Annotated in this window: 19 protein-coding genes; 5 read left to right on the forward strand and 14 right to left on the reverse strand. The window is 31.0% G+C overall.

Annotated features, from left to right (window positions below; translation table 11 throughout):
• Nucleotides 1–6: 6 nt before the first annotated feature.
• From Q0945_RS09915 to Q0945_RS09945, 7 genes are all read right to left on the reverse strand, one after another.
• Nucleotides 7–2,220 carry a TonB-dependent receptor gene (locus Q0945_RS09915; protein WP_299434083.1) on the reverse strand — a complete coding sequence of 738 codons (2,214 nt, stop codon included), beginning with the start codon at nucleotides 2,218–2,220 and terminating at the stop codon, nucleotides 7–9.
• A gap of 402 nt (nucleotides 2,221–2,622) precedes the next feature.
• The gene (locus Q0945_RS09920; protein WP_298489211.1) at nucleotides 2,623–2,799 is read right to left on the reverse strand and encodes a hypothetical protein; all 177 of its coding nucleotides are present in this window, start codon (nucleotides 2,797–2,799) and stop codon (nucleotides 2,623–2,625) included.
• Nucleotides 2,800–3,045: 246 nt separating this feature from the next.
• Entirely contained in the window at nucleotides 3,046–4,584 is a 1,539-nt protein-coding gene (locus Q0945_RS09925) for a DUF4301 family protein (RefSeq protein ID WP_299434086.1), read from the reverse strand.
• Nucleotides 4,581–5,144: an ATP-binding protein gene (locus Q0945_RS09930; protein ID WP_299434088.1), complete on the reverse strand. Its 564-nt coding sequence runs from the start codon at nucleotides 5,142–5,144 to the stop codon at nucleotides 4,581–4,583. Before Q0945_RS09930 ends, Q0945_RS09925 begins: the two co-directional genes overlap by 4 nt.
• On the reverse strand, nucleotides 5,105–5,737 hold the full coding sequence (gene pnuC / locus Q0945_RS09935; RefSeq protein ID WP_299434090.1) for a nicotinamide riboside transporter PnuC: 633 nt from the start codon (nucleotides 5,735–5,737) through the stop codon (nucleotides 5,105–5,107). The genes Q0945_RS09930 and pnuC overlap by 40 nt, the downstream gene beginning before the upstream one ends.
• Nucleotides 5,721–5,981 carry a hypothetical protein gene (locus Q0945_RS09940; protein WP_299434092.1) on the reverse strand — a complete coding sequence of 87 codons (261 nt, stop codon included), beginning with the start codon at nucleotides 5,979–5,981 and terminating at the stop codon, nucleotides 5,721–5,723. The genes pnuC and Q0945_RS09940 overlap by 17 nt, the downstream gene beginning before the upstream one ends.
• Before the next feature lie 18 nt (nucleotides 5,982–5,999).
• Nucleotides 6,000–6,632, reverse strand: a complete 633-nt coding sequence (locus tag Q0945_RS09945; RefSeq protein ID WP_299434094.1) for a 4'-phosphopantetheinyl transferase family protein — start codon at nucleotides 6,630–6,632, stop codon at nucleotides 6,000–6,002.
• A gap of 86 nt (nucleotides 6,633–6,718) precedes the next feature.
• Between Q0945_RS09945 and ahcY the strand changes: the two genes are divergently transcribed.
• Nucleotides 6,719–8,035, forward strand: a complete 1,317-nt coding sequence (gene ahcY / locus Q0945_RS09950; RefSeq protein ID WP_299434096.1) for an adenosylhomocysteinase — start codon at nucleotides 6,719–6,721, stop codon at nucleotides 8,033–8,035.
• A 144-nt stretch (nucleotides 8,036–8,179) separates the two neighbouring features.
• Here ahcY and rpmA read toward each other — a convergent pair whose 3' ends face one another.
• The 3 genes from rpmA to Q0945_RS09965 form a co-directional block, all read right to left on the reverse strand.
• Nucleotides 8,180–8,440 carry a 50S ribosomal protein L27 gene (gene rpmA / locus Q0945_RS09955; RefSeq protein ID WP_121064831.1) on the reverse strand — a complete coding sequence of 87 codons (261 nt, stop codon included), beginning with the start codon at nucleotides 8,438–8,440 and terminating at the stop codon, nucleotides 8,180–8,182.
• Nucleotides 8,441–8,467: 27 nt separating this feature from the next.
• Nucleotides 8,468–9,130, reverse strand: a complete 663-nt coding sequence (gene rplU / locus Q0945_RS09960; RefSeq protein ID WP_299434098.1) for a 50S ribosomal protein L21 — start codon at nucleotides 9,128–9,130, stop codon at nucleotides 8,468–8,470.
• Nucleotides 9,131–9,240: 110 nt separating this feature from the next.
• Nucleotides 9,241–10,131: an EamA family transporter gene (locus tag Q0945_RS09965; protein ID WP_299434100.1), complete on the reverse strand. Its 891-nt coding sequence runs from the start codon at nucleotides 10,129–10,131 to the stop codon at nucleotides 9,241–9,243.
• A gap of 166 nt (nucleotides 10,132–10,297) precedes the next feature.
• On the opposite strand from Q0945_RS09965, the gene Q0945_RS09970 reads away from it, so the two are divergent.
• The 4 genes from Q0945_RS09970 to Q0945_RS09985 all read left to right on the forward strand — a co-directional run bounded on the left by Q0945_RS09970 (nucleotide 10,298) and on the right by Q0945_RS09985 (nucleotide 14,904).
• Nucleotides 10,298–10,624, forward strand: a complete 327-nt coding sequence (locus Q0945_RS09970; RefSeq protein ID WP_299434102.1) for a hypothetical protein — start codon at nucleotides 10,298–10,300, stop codon at nucleotides 10,622–10,624.
• Nucleotides 10,625–10,712: 88 nt separating this feature from the next.
• Nucleotides 10,713–13,064 carry a TonB-dependent receptor gene (locus Q0945_RS09975; RefSeq protein WP_299434104.1) on the forward strand — a complete coding sequence of 784 codons (2,352 nt, stop codon included), beginning with the start codon at nucleotides 10,713–10,715 and terminating at the stop codon, nucleotides 13,062–13,064.
• Nucleotides 13,065–13,114: 50 nt separating this feature from the next.
• Nucleotides 13,115–14,368: a PepSY domain-containing protein gene (locus Q0945_RS09980; protein WP_299434106.1), complete on the forward strand. Its 1,254-nt coding sequence runs from the start codon at nucleotides 13,115–13,117 to the stop codon at nucleotides 14,366–14,368.
• Nucleotides 14,369–14,481: 113 nt separating this feature from the next.
• Nucleotides 14,482–14,904 (forward strand): hypothetical protein, encoded by a 423-nt coding sequence (locus Q0945_RS09985; RefSeq protein ID WP_299434108.1) that lies wholly within the window; start codon nucleotides 14,482–14,484, stop codon nucleotides 14,902–14,904.
• A gap of 5 nt (nucleotides 14,905–14,909) precedes the next feature.
• Here Q0945_RS09985 and gldD read toward each other — a convergent pair whose 3' ends face one another.
• Genes gldD through mutY form a run of 4 tightly spaced genes read right to left on the reverse strand, consistent with a single transcriptional unit; the run spans nucleotide 14,910 to nucleotide 18,321 of the window.
• Complete coding sequence (gldD, locus tag Q0945_RS09990; RefSeq protein WP_299434110.1) at nucleotides 14,910–15,470, reverse strand: gliding motility lipoprotein GldD; 561 nt, start codon at nucleotides 15,468–15,470, stop codon at nucleotides 14,910–14,912.
• Entirely contained in the window at nucleotides 15,460–16,788 is a 1,329-nt protein-coding gene (locus tag Q0945_RS09995; RefSeq protein ID WP_299434112.1) for a gliding motility-associated protein GldE, read from the reverse strand. The genes gldD and Q0945_RS09995 overlap by 11 nt, the downstream gene beginning before the upstream one ends.
• Before the next feature lie 17 nt (nucleotides 16,789–16,805).
• Nucleotides 16,806–17,264: a single-stranded DNA-binding protein gene (ssb, locus tag Q0945_RS10000; protein WP_299434113.1), complete on the reverse strand. Its 459-nt coding sequence runs from the start codon at nucleotides 17,262–17,264 to the stop codon at nucleotides 16,806–16,808.
• A 25-nt stretch (nucleotides 17,265–17,289) separates the two neighbouring features.
• A complete protein-coding gene (gene mutY / locus Q0945_RS10005) occupies nucleotides 17,290–18,321 on the reverse strand; it encodes an A/G-specific adenine glycosylase (RefSeq protein WP_299434115.1) in 1,032 nt (343 codons plus the stop codon).
• Between the last annotated feature and the right edge of the window lie 51 nt (nucleotides 18,322–18,372).

Below are 18,372 nucleotides of genomic sequence, written 5' to 3' on the forward strand. Positions count from 1 at the left end.
TAATGTTTAAAAGTTAATGGTTGCTCCTAATAAAAAATTAGTTCCTGCTTGAGGGTAATAACCAGCACCCTCTATTGTTGTTGTTACCCCTGGGTTAGACCAGGTATCGTCAAACGTAAAAAAATATCCATTTGAAATATATTTTTCATTAAATATATTATTTACCAATCCAGATAAAACAATACTCTTTATAAATGAATTTGTATTAATCTCATACTGTACATTAAAATCAAACTGCGAATAGCTATCTAATTTAGACCCTTCTGCATCTATATTCCCCATATATTGCTCCCCAACAAATTTACCTAACAAGGCTAATTGTATATTATCTTTTGGCATATAGGCAAAAGCACCACCTGCAACTACACTTGGAGAAAAAGATATTTCTGTGTCACCTAAATTCTGTACCACACCATCTCTTTGAAAGAGAAAATCTTTATTTTTATTCTGACTTAGTGTAATATTTGGTCTTATAGCAAAATGTTCTCCTAAACTAATATTAGCATCTATCTCTAATCCTAACCTATAACTATCTCCAACGTTTGCTCTTAAAGGTGCTCCAACATCATTAAGTTCTCCTGTAAGCACTAATTGATCTTTATACTTCATGTAATAAACATTCGTATTTAGTTGTACGCTAGGTGAAACATAACGCCACCCTAACTCTAAATCTCCTAGACGTTCTGGTTTTGGGTTTCCATTCTCATAATCATTTCTATTTGGTTCTCTATTTGCGATGGCATAAGAAAGATAAAAGTTATTATTCTTATTTAAATCAAAAGTTACTCCTGCCTTAGGATTAAAAAATGTAAAGGTATCATCTACAATTCCAGTGTCCTCTCCATTTGCTTTATAACCAACAGTACGTAATTGTAAATCTCCGTACACACTCCATTGCTGGTTTAATTTATAATTTGCTTTTGTGTAAACATTAAAGTCTGTTTTTACAGAGTTATCATCATAATAACGATCTCCATAATTTAAATTATTAGCAAATTCTGCCCAAATAACTTCACCAAAATGATCTCCTAAATATTTATTCCATGCATATCCAAATATTACATCTATTTTATCGCTATTATAATTTGCAGAAAATGTTGTTCCATAAAAATGGTTATCTAACCAACGTCTTCTAATAATATCGGTAGTATTTACATCTTCTCCATCAACATTGATAGGAGTTATCCCATAGGTTTCAAAATCTTCATCTACTTTATATTGCTCAAAATATCCTCTTCCTCTTGTATAATGAAAAGCTAAATTAGTATTCCATTCTGAATTTGGTTTATGATTCCAAAGTAATTGCGCATGATTTTGCTTGTAATTATCTACCTCATTCTCATAGGTGTAGTAGTTATATCTACGGTCTGAGTTTCTTAAATTTTCTGCTTCTTCGTCTGAAAGTCCATTATTAACAATAAATTCTTCTACTCCAGCAGCATCATTATTAATTCTTGCTAATGGTGTTCCATACCAAGCTTGATAGGTTACTTCATGTCCGCCAAATAATAATGCTTTAAATAAATTTTTATCACTCTTATAGGTTCCTTGCAAAAAATAAGAGTCTAAATCTGACGATGCTCTATCTATATAACCATCCGAAGTAATTCTAGATAAACGACCTGCAATTTCTACATGATCATTTAATAATCCAGTACTAAATTTTACCGAATTTTTTAACGTATTAAAACTACCTATAGAAGATGCTATTTGTGCAAAAGCTTCTTCAGAAAAACCATCGGTAAGGACATTTAAACTTGCTCCAAATGCTCCTGCCCCATTTGTTGATGTACCAACACCACGTTGTAATTGTAAGCTTTGTGTAGAAGATGAAAAATCTGGCATATTTACCCAAAAAGTACCTTGAGATTCAGGGTCATTATATGGTATACCGTTAATAGTTACATTAACTCTTGTTGCATCACTACCACGTACTCTAATACCTGTATAGCCAATACCAGCTCCCGCATCTGATGTTGTTACTACAGATGGTAAAAAGTTCATTAAAATAGGAATGTCTTGTCCTAAATTTCTAGGTGCAATCTCTTCTTTAGTTAAATTAGAAAAGGTTACTGGAGATTCTTTTGTTACTCTTATTGCAGATACAAAAACCTCGTCTAAGACTACTTTATTTCCTTCTAAGGAATCTATTTGTTGCTCTTGAGCAAAAATGCTCCCGGTTAAGATAAAAACTGTAATTGTTATGAAAATAGATTTCATTCGTACTACTTTAGCTACGAATAAAAGGGGCAATTATTCTAATTGTTATTTTGATTTTTTGGCCTATTATTGGCCTTAAGAAAAAAATTCAACGTATCCCTTAACAGCATTACCCGCCCAGGTTCATTGGGTATAATCTCAGCCTACTTTTGTAAGCACCCCTTTGAGATGCAGCAAATGTAATACTGCTTTTCATTTTATCATAATAAAAAGTTAAAAAAAGCTTAAAACAAAAAAAAGGAGCTGCCGAAGCAACCCCTAACAACCAACCAAAAATAAGTATAACTTTTATTTGCAACTAACTCAAAAACCCTTTACGCATTAAATTACTTACTTATCAAGAAATACGACTTTAAAAAAGGGGGAACTTTGCTTAAAAATTAAATTTAATTGATCATATCCTTATAGCTCATGGTTAGTGTTTCTAAAAAGGACTCTTTGTATATCTTCATTGTTCTCTACAACAACTGTTTTTATATTTTTTTCTTTACTCTCTATAGAATGTAATTCTGTACTAGCAAATAACCAAACTAGAATAGTTATTATTCCTAAAATTAAAGATGTCATAATATGCTTCATTTTTTATTTATGTTATTTAAACCTTAATCATTCTCCCAACAAATTGCTGCAATTACACAAAGAGAAACTATAAAAGTTACACATCCGACTATTGCAAAAACTGTAGAAATCATTTTATTTAGTATTTAAAAAAGGTTATTATTATTTGCCTTACATATAGTAAGACACAGGTGTTTTTAAAAAGTCACATTTTTAAGCAAAAAAAAAGCTGCAAATGCAGCTTTTTCTTTTTTTTAAGTGATAATTTTATACCTGATGTGATGGCTTTAAAAGGTCATTTACCGTTTTTACAGGATTAAAGGTTTCTAACGGAACCTCAACAAATATAGTGTTCCAGAAGGCCATTGCCCCATTCCACAAGCCAGGTAATTCTAATGCTTTTAATTCTCTTCCTTCCTTTGTTTTTCCTGTGATAAAACCTTGTTTAATATCTACAAAATTTAATAAATTATATTTTTCACCTTTATAATTTTTAACTCCACAAACTAAATCTACAGGATTAAAGTGTGTTGCATTCTTTACTATTGCTGCTTGGTTTTCTATAGACATATCTATTTGCGCAGATTCTATTATTTGCAAAGATGTTCTTCCAGAAGAATCCTTAACCCAGAATGGTCCTCCTCCAGGTTCCCCCTCATTTTTTACCATTCCGCAAACGCGTATAGGCCTATTTAATTTATCTTTTAAAACGCTTACTTTTTCTTGAATAGTATAAGAATTAAAATTCTCTATAAATCTTACGTTTAACCTGTCTTCTAAAAAAATTTTAATTTTTTGTAATTCTTCTTCAGATGCAGAGCTATTCTCTAAAAATTCTATAAACTTAAATGCTTTTTGTTGTACTTGAAGTAAAACTCCTGCTAATATTTTTTTGCTATTAGCAAGTATTTCCATTTGTTTAGGAACTACAACATTATCAATATTTTTTATGAAAATTACATCTGCATCTTGTTCATTTAAATTTTCTATTAAAGCTCCGTGCCCTCCAGGTCTAAATAATATAGAACCGTCAGAATTTCTAAATGGCTTATTATCCATATCTACTGCAATAGTATCTGTAGCACTTTTTTGGAAAGAATATGATATATTATATTCCATACCAGTTTTCTTAATTACTCTATCCTTTATAGCGGCATATTCCTTTAAAAACATTTCTTTATGTTGTTCGGAAATAGTAAAATGTAAGTTGGCCTTTGCTCCAGATTTAGCATAAACAGCGCTTTCTAATAAATGTTCTTCAAAAGGAGTTGCGGTATACTCTATATAATCATGAAATGGAAGAAGTCCTTTAGGGAAAAAACCATAGTTTAACCCTTCTTCTGAAAGTAGTTTCTCTACAAACAAGAAAATCACTTCATTTTCGTCTGATGTTTTACTGGCAATTAATTCTTTTACCTTATTATAAAACGGAAAAGCTTCAATCTTATTTACAAAAGCTTCCATACTTTTATCATTAGTCCTGGCTAAATATTCATGAAAAGTTTCTTGTTTATAATTATAAGAATCTAAAAAATTAAAAAGAGCTTTAAACATTCTTGATGCAGCTCCAGATGCAGGAACAAACTTTAATATAGAAATATTTTCTGGAAAAGAATTGTAGTATTTAATTAACATTTTTTCATCATTATCAGAGAATTTATATATTCCTTCTCCAACAATAGCAGCTTTTTCCAAGTTAACAAATGGTATGCCTTCTGAAAAAGTTTCTATTTGATTTCTAACTTTTTCTGCAGATATTCCTTTTTTCTCTAATTGAACTTTATCATTAACAGTTAGTTGCATCATTTTTTTAATAATTTATCTATGTGATTAATTGCGGTTGTAAGGCGTTCTTTTTTATTTCCTTTTAAGGTAATAAAATTCTTGTTATATTTTTCTAGAGTTTCTTTAAAATATAAAAACATTTTTTCTCTCTCATTTGGCTTATCTCTAAGATCATCTTTTTCCCAAGGAATGTCTATATATGTTAATAAATATAAATCATAGGAATTTTCAAGAGCATATTTTTCCAAAATAGGGTCACAGTAACCTACATAATAAGCTTCGGAATATACTTTTGTTTCTAATAAGTCTGTATCACAAATTAACAAATTCGTAGCTTTTTTAGAAAGCGAATTTTCTAACTTTATTTGCCCTTCTGCAATTGGAAGCAAATCTGATGGTTCACAGGTTTTTTTTTCTTTATCCCATTTAGCCTGTAAATACTCTCTTGCATATTCTGCAACCCAAGTGGTATTGTAATACTTAGCCAATTGCTCTGATAATGTTGTTTTTCCTGTTGATTCTGGTCCAAACAAAACTACTTTTACAATATTTGTGGGCTCTTGCTTATACTTTTCTTCCATGCTTTATATCCATAAACAGCAATTATAGTAAATAATAAATATTGTATTGCTGTAAAAACTAATCCCTTATATAAATATAATGGGACTGAAATAACATCTCCAATAATCCAAAAAATCCAATTGGCTAGCTTTTTCTTTGCCATTAACCACATTCCCACAAAAAATATTGCTGTAGTAAAACTATCTACATATGCCGTCCAACTATCAAATTTATTAAATACAAAATACACTAAACTTACAAATAGGATAGTACCAATAAACATAATTATACTGTACTTCTTATCTAAGTTTGTCATTTTAGTTATAGGCGTATACCTATCCTTATCTACTTTTCTTGTCCAAAAGTACCAGCCATAAATACTCATTATAAAATAGAAAGCATTTATTAGCATATCTCCTAAAAGACCAAAAACTAATAAAATATATACAAAAATAGCCGTGCTTATAATTCCTGTTGGAAAAACTAGTATATTTTCTTTCTTAGAATACCATACACTTAAAAACCCAAAAAAAACACCTACAAACTCTAATACTATTAAATAGGTTGCGGTGCCTTGATATTGAGCAAAAATCCAATCAAAAATGAGGCTCATATTCGCTACGATCCGTTTTTACTATTTTCATAAACAACAACCCTTTGTCCATCATTTCAAAAGCTTCTTTTATATCTATAAAAAGAACTTTCATTACTTTATCATAGTCTCCATAGACCTGAGTACTCAATGGATTTTCTAACACAGTTAAACCTGAGCTTCTTATTTTTTTTATAAAATTAATTATATGCTTTTCAAAATCGTCCTGTAAAGGTGAAAAAGTTAATTCAATAGATATATTCATAGTAATAATTAAAGTAAATTATTCTTTTATAGCGTAAACACATGTAAAATTTTCAAACTCTAAGAAGTTTATTTTATAATACGTATGCTGCCTATTATAAATAATTTCGCCTGTAGTTTTTCCATCTGTCATATCAAAATCGTTTACAATAATATCTTTTAAAAAACTAAGCCCTTCTTGCTCATAAATTTTATACAAAGATTCTTTACAACCCCAAACTATAGTAAGTTTTCTAATTAATGCTGCTGTATTTGCTATAGTTCTATATTCTTTTATTGGCGTAAATTTATACGCTATTCTTAGTATTTTCTCTCGTTGTCTTTCTATGTCTATACCAACATGATCTGTAGCACTAATTATAATTCCTGTGAAATGATTTGAATGTGTTACGGAAATTTTTTTTCCATCCTTTAAATAGGGTTTTCCAATTTCATCGTAATACATATCGGCATCCTCATAACCAGCTAAAGCCATTAAATGCCGTATACTTAAAAACCCTTTTCTATGCAATTCAGATTTCATTCTTTTAAGTCTATCTAAACTACTCTTAGTTAAACTAATATTTTCAGAAAGTTCCTCTTCCGTTTCTTCAATTTTCCAAATGTAAATTGCGGTAGATGTATTTACCTCTAATGTCTTATAAAGTGGCATTCTTTTATTTAAGTTATTTGTACCTTTGTATTTGGTAAAAGGTCTATTATTAGCCTTAATAACGAAAGTAAAAAATAAAAAACAATATGAGCACCAAAACTACTTCTTATGTGCCTTATAAGGTAAAAGATATTTCCCTAGCTGATTGGGGTAGAAAAGAAATTAATCTTGCAGAAGCAGAAATGCCTGGTTTAATGGCTCTCCGTGAAGAATATAAAGGTAAGCAGCCTTTAAAAGGAGCAAGAATTGCTGGTTGTTTACATATGACTATACAAACTGCTGTACTTATAGAAACTTTAGTTGCCTTAGGAGCAGACGTTACTTGGAGTTCTTGTAACATATTTTCTACACAAGATCAAGCAGCTGCAGCAATTGCTGCAGCTGGAATTCCTGTATATGCTTGGAAAGGCATGACAGAGGAAGAGTTTGAATGGTGTATAGAACAAACTTTATTTTTTGGTGAGGATAAAAAACCTTTAAATCTTATTTTAGATGATGGTGGCGATTTAACGAATATGGTTTTAGACCAATTTCCAGAACTAGCAGCTGGTATTAACGGTTTAAGTGAAGAAACTACTACTGGTGTTCACCGTTTATATGAAAGAATGAAAAACGGCACATTACCAATGCCTGCTATTAATATTAATGACTCCGTTACTAAATCTAAATTCGATAATAAATATGGTTGTCGTGAAAGTGCTGTTGATGCTATAAGAAGAGCTACGGATCTTATGCTTGCTGGTAAGCGTGTAGTTGTTTGTGGTTATGGCGATGTTGGGAAAGGTTCTGCTGCTTCTTTTAAAGGTGCTGGTGCTATAGTTACAGTAACAGAAATTGACCCAATTTGTGCTTTACAAGCTGCAATGGATGGTTTTGAGGTAAAACGTTTAGAAACTGTTGTTGGTAACGCAGATATTATTATTACTACTACAGGTAATAAAGACATAGTTCAAGGAAAACATTTTGAAGCTATGAAAGACAAAACTGTTGTTTGTAATATTGGTCATTTTGATAATGAAATTGATATGGCTTGGTTAAATGAAAACTATGGTGCTACCAAAGTAGAAATTAAACCCCAAGTTGATAAATATACTATTAATGGAAAAGATATTATTTTACTTGCCGAAGGGCGTTTAGTAAACCTTGGTTGTGCTACTGGACACCCAAGTTTTGTAATGAGTAACTCTTTTACCAACCAAACTCTTGCACAATTAGAGCTATGGACAAATAGAGATGCTTATAAAAATGAAGTATATATGTTACCTAAGCATTTAGATGAGAAGGTTGCTAAACTTCACTTAGCAAAAATTGGTGTAGAACTTACAGAATTAAGAGAAGACCAAGCAGAATATATTGGTGTAACTGTAAAAGGACCTTTTAAACCTGAATATTACAGGTACTAAAAAGCTTCTCTTCTTAATAAACATAACAATAGCCCTTATTAAAATTTAATAAGGGCTTTTTATATACCTATTGAGTAAACTTCAGGTATAAAAAACCCTATCAATAAAATTGAGAGGGTTTTTTACTTTATTATTATAGGTTTATTAAGCCTCAAAAGGCTCAATGGAAACATAAGATTTTCCTCCTACTTTTTTCTGGAACTTAACAATACCATCTACACGTGCGTGTAATGTATGGTCTTTACCTAAGTATACATTTTCACCTGGATTATGTACTGTTCCTCTTTGTCTTACGATAATGTTTCCGGCAATTGCTGCTTGCCCGCCAAAAATCTTAACACCTAAACGTTTCGATTCTGACTCTCTACCGTTTTTAGAACTACCTACACCTTTTTTATGTGCCATTTTGTTACGGTTTTATATTGTTACTACTTATGCTGGTTTCCCACCATCTAATTCGTCTTGCCATTTTTTTAACTCATCCCATTTGCCTTCAGCTGCTAATTTAGCTTGAGCTGGCCAAGTATCTGTTACGTGATTTCCACGAACGTCTGCAATAACTTCAGAAATTTTCTCTGCTTTTGTTTTTGCTAAATCAGCAAAAGTTGCAATTCCTGCAGCGGTTAAAGTTTCAGCGATTTTTGGACCAATACCTTCAATCTTCTTTAAATCATCTGCTTTAGCACTTGCTGCCTTCTTTGGAGCTGCTTTTTTAGCCGCTACTTTAGGAGCTGCTTCTTTTTTAGGAGCGGCCTCTTTCTTTGGAGCTGCTTTTTTAGCGCCAGAAGACACTATGCTCTCAATTACTATTTCAGTTAAAGACTGGCGGTGACCATTCTTTTTTCTATAACCTTTACGTCTTTTCTTGTGAAAAACGATTACTTTATCACCTCTTAGGTGCTTAATGACTTTAGCCTCAACAGCGGCTCCGTCTATAGCTGGGGCGCCAATAGTAACGTTCTTACCGTCATCTAAAAGAAGTACATTGTCAAAAGTTACCTTTTTTCCTTCTTCCGTTTGTAAACGGTGAACATACACTTTTTGGTCTTTTGCAACTTTAAATTGCTGCCCTGCCATCTCTACAATTGCGTACATAGCGTGTATTAATTTAATATTAAAACCTATTTATTTTTTAAATAGGCGGGTGCAAATATACTTCTAATTATATAATTTACAAGGTTTTTAGCGCTTTTTTTACTTAAATTTTAATACTCTTTAATGGGGTGCTTTTTTTTATTTACTAGCCAAACTCCAAAAAGAATTATTACACCTCCTACTATTTGATATAAATTTATTGTTTCGCCATCTAAAATACCCCATAAAATTGCCACCAAAGGGATTATATAAGTTACAGATGCCGAAAATACAGGGCTAGATATATGAATTAATTTATTAAAAAGAATATTTGCTACTGCAGTTCCCAAAATAGCTAAAACAAGTAGGTAAACCAATGCCTTTTGTATTTCTATACTTTTATAATTTACTTCTAAAATTCCGCCATATCCTAACATAATAATCGCAGGTATAATTACTACTCCAAAGCTACCAGTAGTAACCTGCAATGGTGTTAAATGCGCTAAGTGTCTCTTAATAATATTTATATTAAAAGCATACCCCAAGGCAGATAAAAAGATGAAAATAGAATACCAATAATTTTGATTAGGACTAAACTCCATACCAACAACTATTAAAGCTATTGTTCCTAAAAGACCAATAAACACGCCTGAAATTTGTCTTTTATTTATAGCCAAACCAAATAACCATACCCCTACCAAAGTAGTTGCTAACGGAACTATAGAGTTCAAAATAGAGGTTATTCCACTGTCAATTTCTGTTTGGGCAATAGCGAAAAAAAAGGGTGGAAAAAAGGAACTTAAAAAACCTGCTATAGAAATCCATTTCCAATCTTTTAAGCTTATATTTTTTAAACTTTTTATTCCAAATACAAATAAAAATAGAGAGGCAAAAATAATTCGTAGACCCCCTACTTGCAAAGAACTAAACCCTACTAGACCCTTTTTTATTAAAATAAAAGAAGACCCCCATATAAAGGATAATAGTGCTAGATAAAGCCATTTCTTATTAAAATTATTCACTCAAAAATATTTCCAACAAATTTGACTCAATTTTTAATATTACTTAATATAAAACCCTATTTTTTTTATCAAAAATTGTGTCCTACTTTTACAAAAATTAAATTTTTAAGATTTTATATTGAAACTTTATTTTTCCTATTTTCTTATATTACTTTATTTACTTGCTATGACAAGGCCTGTCTTGCCTTTGTTAGAATATATTTCTAATAAAGATTATATAGCAGAGGTTCTTTGCATCAATAAAGAAAAAACAGAACTTAATTGCCAAGGAAAATGTTATTTAATGCAACAATTAAAAGCGCAAGAAAAAAATAAAACACCTAATGTTCCTGAAGTTTCCTTGGAAGAATACCCAATAGGTTTTGTTTATTTAACAAAACTTGAATTGCCCTACAGAGAAAACTTATTTTCTAAAATTTATATAAAACATACCGAAAATTACCACTTTCTCTTTTACAAAAGCTCATTAAAACCCCCTATTTATTTAAGTTAAAATAAATACATTCTAGGTTTTACAATTCTATTTTAAAAATTTGAGTGAGAGCAAAACAGCTATCACTTAAACTTTAACAATCTCACAAATGAAAAAAATTAGTACATTATTGCTTGTTTTAGCAATAAGCTCATTAACATATGCTCAAAATACATATAAAGGAAAAGTATTAGGCGAAAATAATGAAGCGTTACATGGAGCAACAATAATCTCCACAACAAAAAAAGGAACATCAACAAAAAAAGGAACATCAACAAATAAAAAAGGAGATTTTTCAATTACATTAAAAGACAACTCCGAGGTTACTGTTAGCTATATTGGATATAAAGATGCTTCTATAATTCTTACTTCTGAATTAAATGTAGTACAACTTCAAACATCAGAAGAATCACTAGAAGAAGTTGTAATATCTGCCAGCAGAGAACAACAAAAAAGAAAGGAAGTACCAGCAGCTATTTCGGTTATTAGTGCTCAGAATATAAAAGAAACAAAACCCTTTGGTATTGAGCAAATTGTTAACCAAGTTCCTGGGGTTTTTATGGCTACCTCTAAGGCATCTAGTAACGAGGTTCACTTTATGTCTGTTCGCTCTCCTATTTCTACAAAATCTTTATTCTTATATGTAGAAGACGGCCTTCCTATTAGACCAACAGCTGTGTTTAATCACAATGCCTTATTAGAAATGAATAACACTTCTTTTGAAAGGGTTGAAGTTTTAAAAGGACCAGCATCAAGCATATACGGAAGCGAATCTATCGGTGGTAGTTTTAACTTTTTAACCAAAAATCCTAAACCCGGATTACATGGCAGTATTGGCTTCCAAGCCAATGATATGGGCGTTAAAAAATACGAAGCTGAAATATCTAACCATAACTCCAAAAATTTTGGCTTTTATGTTGGTACACACTATATTTTTAGAGAAAATGGACCAATTGAACATAGTGATTATGAAAAGTTTGCGATTACTTTTAAAACTATTAATGATTTTTCTGAAACTCTAAAATGGACAAATGCCATTACTTTAGTAGACTTTAGGACAGATATGACGGGCTCTTTAAGTGAATCTGATTATCTGGGCGGTAATTATGAAAGTGACCAAACTTTTACAGAAAGGGTTGCTCTTGCTTTTAGATATAGAAGCACTTTGGATAAATATTGGAATGATAACAACAAAACATCATTCAACTTTATTTACAGAGACAATAGAATGGACCAAATACCATCTTACAGGGTGCGACAGTTTAGAAACAATGGCCAATTAACTGGGCAAGGTTCTGGAGAAACAAACTCTAATCAATTTGTTAGTTATGTTGGATTAATACAACATAAATTAGATTTTAATTTTCTTAATTCTTCATTAATCGTTGGCGGTTTTGCAGATTTATCTCCTCAAGACTATGTAGCCGAAAACATAAGTATTACGGTAGACCCAACTACAGGGCAAAACCTTAGCTACTCCAAAAATTCTAACGATTATATTTTAAACTACGAAGCAGATATTTTAAACTATGCTGGTTATTTTCAATATGAAATTTCACCTATTGAAGCTTTAAAAATCACTGCTGCTTTACGTTACGACAAATTTACGTACGATTATGATAACCGTATAGACGGACAAGCTGGAGCTCAGGACACAAAATCGGAATACAATAACATTTCTCCTAAATTAGGTGCAAACTATAATTTTTCTAACTCTGGAGGTATTTACGCAAACTATTCTAATGGTTTTACTCCGCCCCAAACTTCTGATTTATACAGAAACAGCCTTGTAGATATTGGAGGAGAAATTTTTGATTTAAAACCAAGCGATTATAACAACTATGAAGTTGGTGGTTATTTTAAAAATGATACTTGGAAGTTAGATGCAGCTTTGTATGTATTAAAAGGAAAAAATACATTAATAACACTTAGAGACCCTAATGATCTTTTCTACAATGCCAATGCAGGAAAAACACGTTCCATGGGAATAGAATATGGAATAACATTTAATGCCACAAAAGAAATTGCATTAAGCCATAATGGTAGCTATGCCAACCATAAATATATTAGCTTTTTTGAAAGGGGAACAGATTATTCTAACACACCTATGGAGACTGCACCAAATCTATTAGGCATGTCTACAATAACTTACAAACCATCATTCTTTAAAAACTTTAAAATAGCTACCGAACATGAATTAGTTGGCAAATACAATACTAGTTTTGAAGGTCAAATTAATAATCAAGACGGAACTTTTAGTACTGCCACCTATAATGGACACAACATTATTAACCTAAAAGCAACGTATGGTTACAAAAACTTTGAAATCTGGGCGCATGCCCTAAACATCTTTGATGATTTATACTCTGTTAGAGCTTCTTACAATAGATTTAGAGGTGAGAACAGTTATATAATTGGAAATCCAAGAGCTTTCCACGGAGGAATAAAATACTCCTTTTAATTTATCTATGGGGTGTTAAAATTAACACCCCATTTTTTAAAATGAAAAAAATGAAAAAAAATGATTTATTAAATAAATGGCTTTGGAAATGGCATGTAATTGCAGGATTAATTTCTGCTCCTTTCGTTATAATACTAGCTATTACTGGTTTTATATATTTACTAAAAGCAGATTATGAAATCCCAAGACAAAAACATATTAAACAGGTAGAAGTAAAAGGCTCATCAATAAATTTTCAGGAACAATTAGAGATTGCAAATAAAAAAGCAATAAAAAAACCAAACGCTATGGTTATTCCACAATACAAAAACCAAGCAACAGAATTTGTGTCTGGTAAATTTGGAAGAAAAACCACACTTTATGTTAACCCATACCAAGGAAATGTTTCGGGTGAAATTGTACCTAAAAACACTTTAATGTATAAAATAAGAAAAATACATGGCGAGTTATTATTAGGTAAATGGGGCACTAAAATTGTAGAACTCATTGCCAGTTGGATGGTTGTTCTTATTATTACTGGTCTTTATGTTTGGTGGCCTTCTAGAGATTGGAGCTTAAAAGGTTTTTTTATTCCTAGAATTAACCAAGGGAAGCAAATTCTCTTTAGAGATTTACATGTAATTTTTAGCTTCTGGATATCTGGACTTTTACTACTTACTTTAGCCGGTGGTTTTCCATGGACTGATGTTTTTGGTGCTAATTTTAAATGGCTACAAGAAGTAACTAATACCGGATACCCTGCAACATGGCAAGGGCGTGGCTTTAAATCTAGCGTTACTGGAGCAGCTCCGCTTAGCCTTGATGCTATGGTAATTAAAGCAAAAGCATTACAATTAGAAGGCAAAGTATCAATAGAACTTCCTCAAGGTAAAGAAGGAGTCTATAGTGTATCCAATGAATTATTTTCTAATTTAAGCGCACAAAAAAAATTACATTTTGACCAGTATAGCGGAAAACTAATTCACGAAAACACTTGGAAAGATGTTGGTATTCTTATGCGAGGAAGAATGTGGGTAATGGCTTTTCATCAAGGTCAATTTGGGGCTTGGAACTGGTGGTTAATGTTATTTACTGCGTTTGCTTTATGCATGGCAAGCATTTCAGCTATTATATCTTATATTAAGCGTAAAAGAAAAGGCAGTTGGAGTATTCCTAAAGTGCCTAAAAAATTTAATGTTGGTTATGGCATTATTACAGTATTAATCATATTATCTATAGTATTCCCCTTATTTGGTATTAGTCTAATTTTAATTTCTATTGTAGAATTTTTTAGAAAAAGAAAAGTAGCTTTAAGCTTATCATAAAAAATGAATTTTAAAATTTCTATGAATGCTTTACAATTCATAAAGAAAGGAATAAAGCTGTTTTGTATCTTTGAAACAGCTTTATTATGTTATACAAAATAACTATCCTAACCATGAAAAAATATATACTTGTTCTAATTGCAATTGCAACGTACACTCTTACCTCTTGTAAAGAAGAAAAAAAGGGTCCTGCCCAACCAACTCAAATGCAGCAAGTAATGGCCATTCATGATGAAGTTATGCCTAAAATGGGTGAACTAGGAAAACTAGTTAGTACTTTAAAACCTATGATAGATTCTACCAAAACAGGTATGCAATATGAAAAGGCTATGATAGACTTGCAAAATGCCAATAAATCTATGATGGATTGGATGCAAGGTTTTGGTTCTAAATTTGATTCTGACGAAATTCTTAATGGAAAAGAGTTAAGTGCCGAAAAACAAAATTTATTAAATACAGAAGAAACTCAAATTAAAGAAGTTGCCAATAAGATAAACACTAGTATAGCTAATGCCGAAGCTATGTTAAAAAAATAGACGCTCTAATTTTTCCACTTTAAACTTTCCATTATCTTTCCAATATCCTCCTTTAAATAAGCAGCAGCAGGATAAATAGAATCATAATTTGGTTTGGTATAAAAATAAAGAGATCCGGTTAGAAAATGTTTTGTACTATCTGTTACAAAAAATTGCGATTGTGATGCTGCATTACCAACAACCTCAAACAAAACACCATGTACCTTTTTTTCTAGATTACTAAATACTTGCGGATGAATACCATCTGCCTTTACTGCATGCTCATAACTAAGTCTTTCTGCATCAGTAATTAATTTACTTAAATTATTATCTACTTTTTTATAGCTAATAAAAATTGCCCCTTTCATATCAGGATAAGAAATAACAAAAGAATTATCTTTCTTTTTATCTATAAAGGCATTATCATTATAAAGAAATTCAAAATTACTAGTCTCCACCTTTTTATCATTACCTAAAACATACTCCAAACGCAATTGCGCTTTAGGCTTAGGCAGAGGTTCTTTTTCTTGACAGCTTACCAAACAAATTAGTACTATTAATATACTAAAGCTATATTTAAGAATCATGTGGTAGGGTTACTTTTATTTGTTTTAATCTTTTCTTATCTAAACTTTCTACAACAAATTTATAGTCCTTAAATTTTACTAATTCTCCTTTTTTAGGAAAATTACCTGCTATTTCTAAAACAAAACCTGCTATAGTTTCTGATTCTCCTTTTTCTTCTTCAAAGAAGTCTTCATCTTCAAGTTTTATAACTCTATAAAAATCTTTTAAAGCTGTTTTACCATCAAAAACATAATTATACTCATCTAACTTAGAATAAATTAAATCTTCATCATCAAACTCATCACTAATATCCCCAACAATTTCTTCTATTATATCTTCTAATGTAACTATACCAGAAGTTCCCCCATACTCATCTACCACAACTGCTAAATGATTTTTCTTTTCTTGAAACTCCAATAACAAATCGTCTAATTTTTTATTTTCAGGAACAAAAAAAGGATCTCGCATTAAGGATAACCAATTAAAAGTTTTACGGTCTAAATATGGTAATAAGTCTTTTACATATAGTACCCCCAACACATTATCCATGTTTTCCGAAAAAACTGGAATTCTAGAATACCCATGTGTTTTAATTTCTTCTAAAACCTCTAGAAATTTCATTCTCTCATCTAAAGCAAAAATATCTATCCTTGGGCACATAACTTGTTTAGTATCTGTATTACCAAAAGATACTATCCCTTCTAAAATTTTTTGCTCTTCTTTTGTTGTATCTCCGTCTGATGTAAGCTCTAATGCTTGAGATAGATGATCTACACTTAAACTAGATTTTTCTTTGCCAAGTTTATTGTATAAAAATATAGTGCCATAACGCATTGGTAAACTTAAAGGAGAAAATAACACATCTAAAACCTTTAAAGGATAAACCATGAATTCTGAGAAACTTATTTTATTCCTATTAGCATACACCTTTGGCAAAATTTCTCCGAACATTAGAATTAAAAAAGTAGCTACTACTACTTCTAATAAAAAACGAACAGAAACAATTCCAAAAATTACCGTTGTAATATTTGCAAATAAATTATCCCCAAGAACATTAAATAATAAAACTATTCCGATATTAATAGCATTATTGGCTATTAGTATGGTAGCCAATAATTTTTTTGGCTTACTAAGTAGTTTTACAACCAAATTACCTTTGTTTGTTTTTTCTTCTTCAATGTCTTTTACATCTGTCTGGGAAAGTCCAAAAAAAGCTACTTCTGCTCCAGAAATAAGGGCGGAACAAACTAACAAAAGTATAAGAATAGTTACTTTAATAATAAAAGCACTATCCATTATAACAAAACTTAGTACTAAACTAAGGGGGTCAGGATCCAATAGTTACTATTTAGAGTTTAAAATGGTAAATCATCGTCTTCTTGGGGAGCAGAAGACTGTGCTGGTTGTTGCGGCGTTGGCTTAGAGGGTTGCGTAGCTTGTTGCTGTGGTTGGCTCTTAGCATTTGCCATACTTTCTTTCTTGGTAGACAAAAAAGTAAAATCTTGTACATGAACTTCCGTAGTATATCTAGTATTACCATCTTCTCCTTGCCATTGGCGATTTTTTAAACGGCCTTCTACATATACCTTATCCCCTTTACTTAAATACTTTTCGCATATTTCTGCAGCTTTATTACGAACAACAACATTGTGCCAATCTGTATTTGTAACTTTTTCTCCAGTTTGCTTATTGGTATAGGTTTCATTTGTTGCTATAGGAAAACGTCCTATACTATTTCCACCTTCAAAATAGTGCATTTTTACCTCATCTCCTAAATGCCCAATTAGCATTACTTTATTTAATGTTCCGCTCATAATTTTTATCTAATAATCAAAAGTACTAAAATTTATAGGTTTTAATAAAATCTGCTATTAAAACTGGTACAGGATATTTTTCTAATTCTTCTATTTTAACCATATTATCTACCTCCTGCTTTGTTTCTAGAATCCAAAATTTTGTATACAAATGTTGGTGAGATAGTTTATGCACTATTGCAACATCTTTATAAACAAGTAAAGATGCATTTATATTTAATAAGGCAGTTGCTTCCTTTTCTACTTCATTTAAACTAGCTTCTTTTTCCAGCTCTATTAATGGAAACTGCCATAAGCCCTGCCAAATACCTTTTCCTGTTCTTTGATTAAGTACTGTAAAACTATCTTTAATTATAGGAATAATATAATTAAAGTATCGTTTTTTTATTTTGGTCTTTTTTATTTTAATAGGTAAACCACTTACCAAGTTTTTTTCCAAAGCAATACAGCTATCTTTTAAAGGACAAGAAATACAATCTGGATTTTTAGGAGTACATTGTATAGCTCCAAATTCCATAATTCCTTGATTATAGTCTCTGGTATTTTCTTTATCTAACAATTCTACTGCTAACTTTTTAAAATATTTAATACCCTCTGTACTATTAATAGGAATATCTATACCAAAATATCTGGAAAGAACTCTATACACATTACCATCTACAACTGCTTCTTGCGCATTAAAACTAATGGATGCAATTGCACTTGCGGTATAATCTCCTATTCCTTTTAATTTAATTAATTCTTTATAGCTCTCTGGAAATTTTCCATTCAAATTAGAAACAATGAATTTAGCTGCCTCATGTAAATTTCTTGCCCTAGAATAATAGCCTAAACCTTGCCAAAGTTTTAAAACTTTCTCTTGTGGCGCACTTGCTAAATCCTGTATTGTAGGAAAAGTATCTGTAAATTTTAGATAATATGGTGTTCCTTGTGCTACTTTTGTTTGTTGTAAGATAACTTCAGACAACCAAATATTATATGGATTTCTTGTAGTACGCCATGGTAAAGTCCTTTTATTTTGGGCATACCAGTGTAAAATTTTATGCGAAAACAACATGTTCAATTAGAGTTAAATATAAAAGTAGTAGTTTAAATACTTAAAATTAGT

The organism is uncultured Maribacter sp. (assembly GCF_947500405.1).
In the GTDB taxonomy this organism is placed as follows: Bacteria; Bacteroidota; Bacteroidia; order Flavobacteriales; family Flavobacteriaceae; genus Maribacter_B.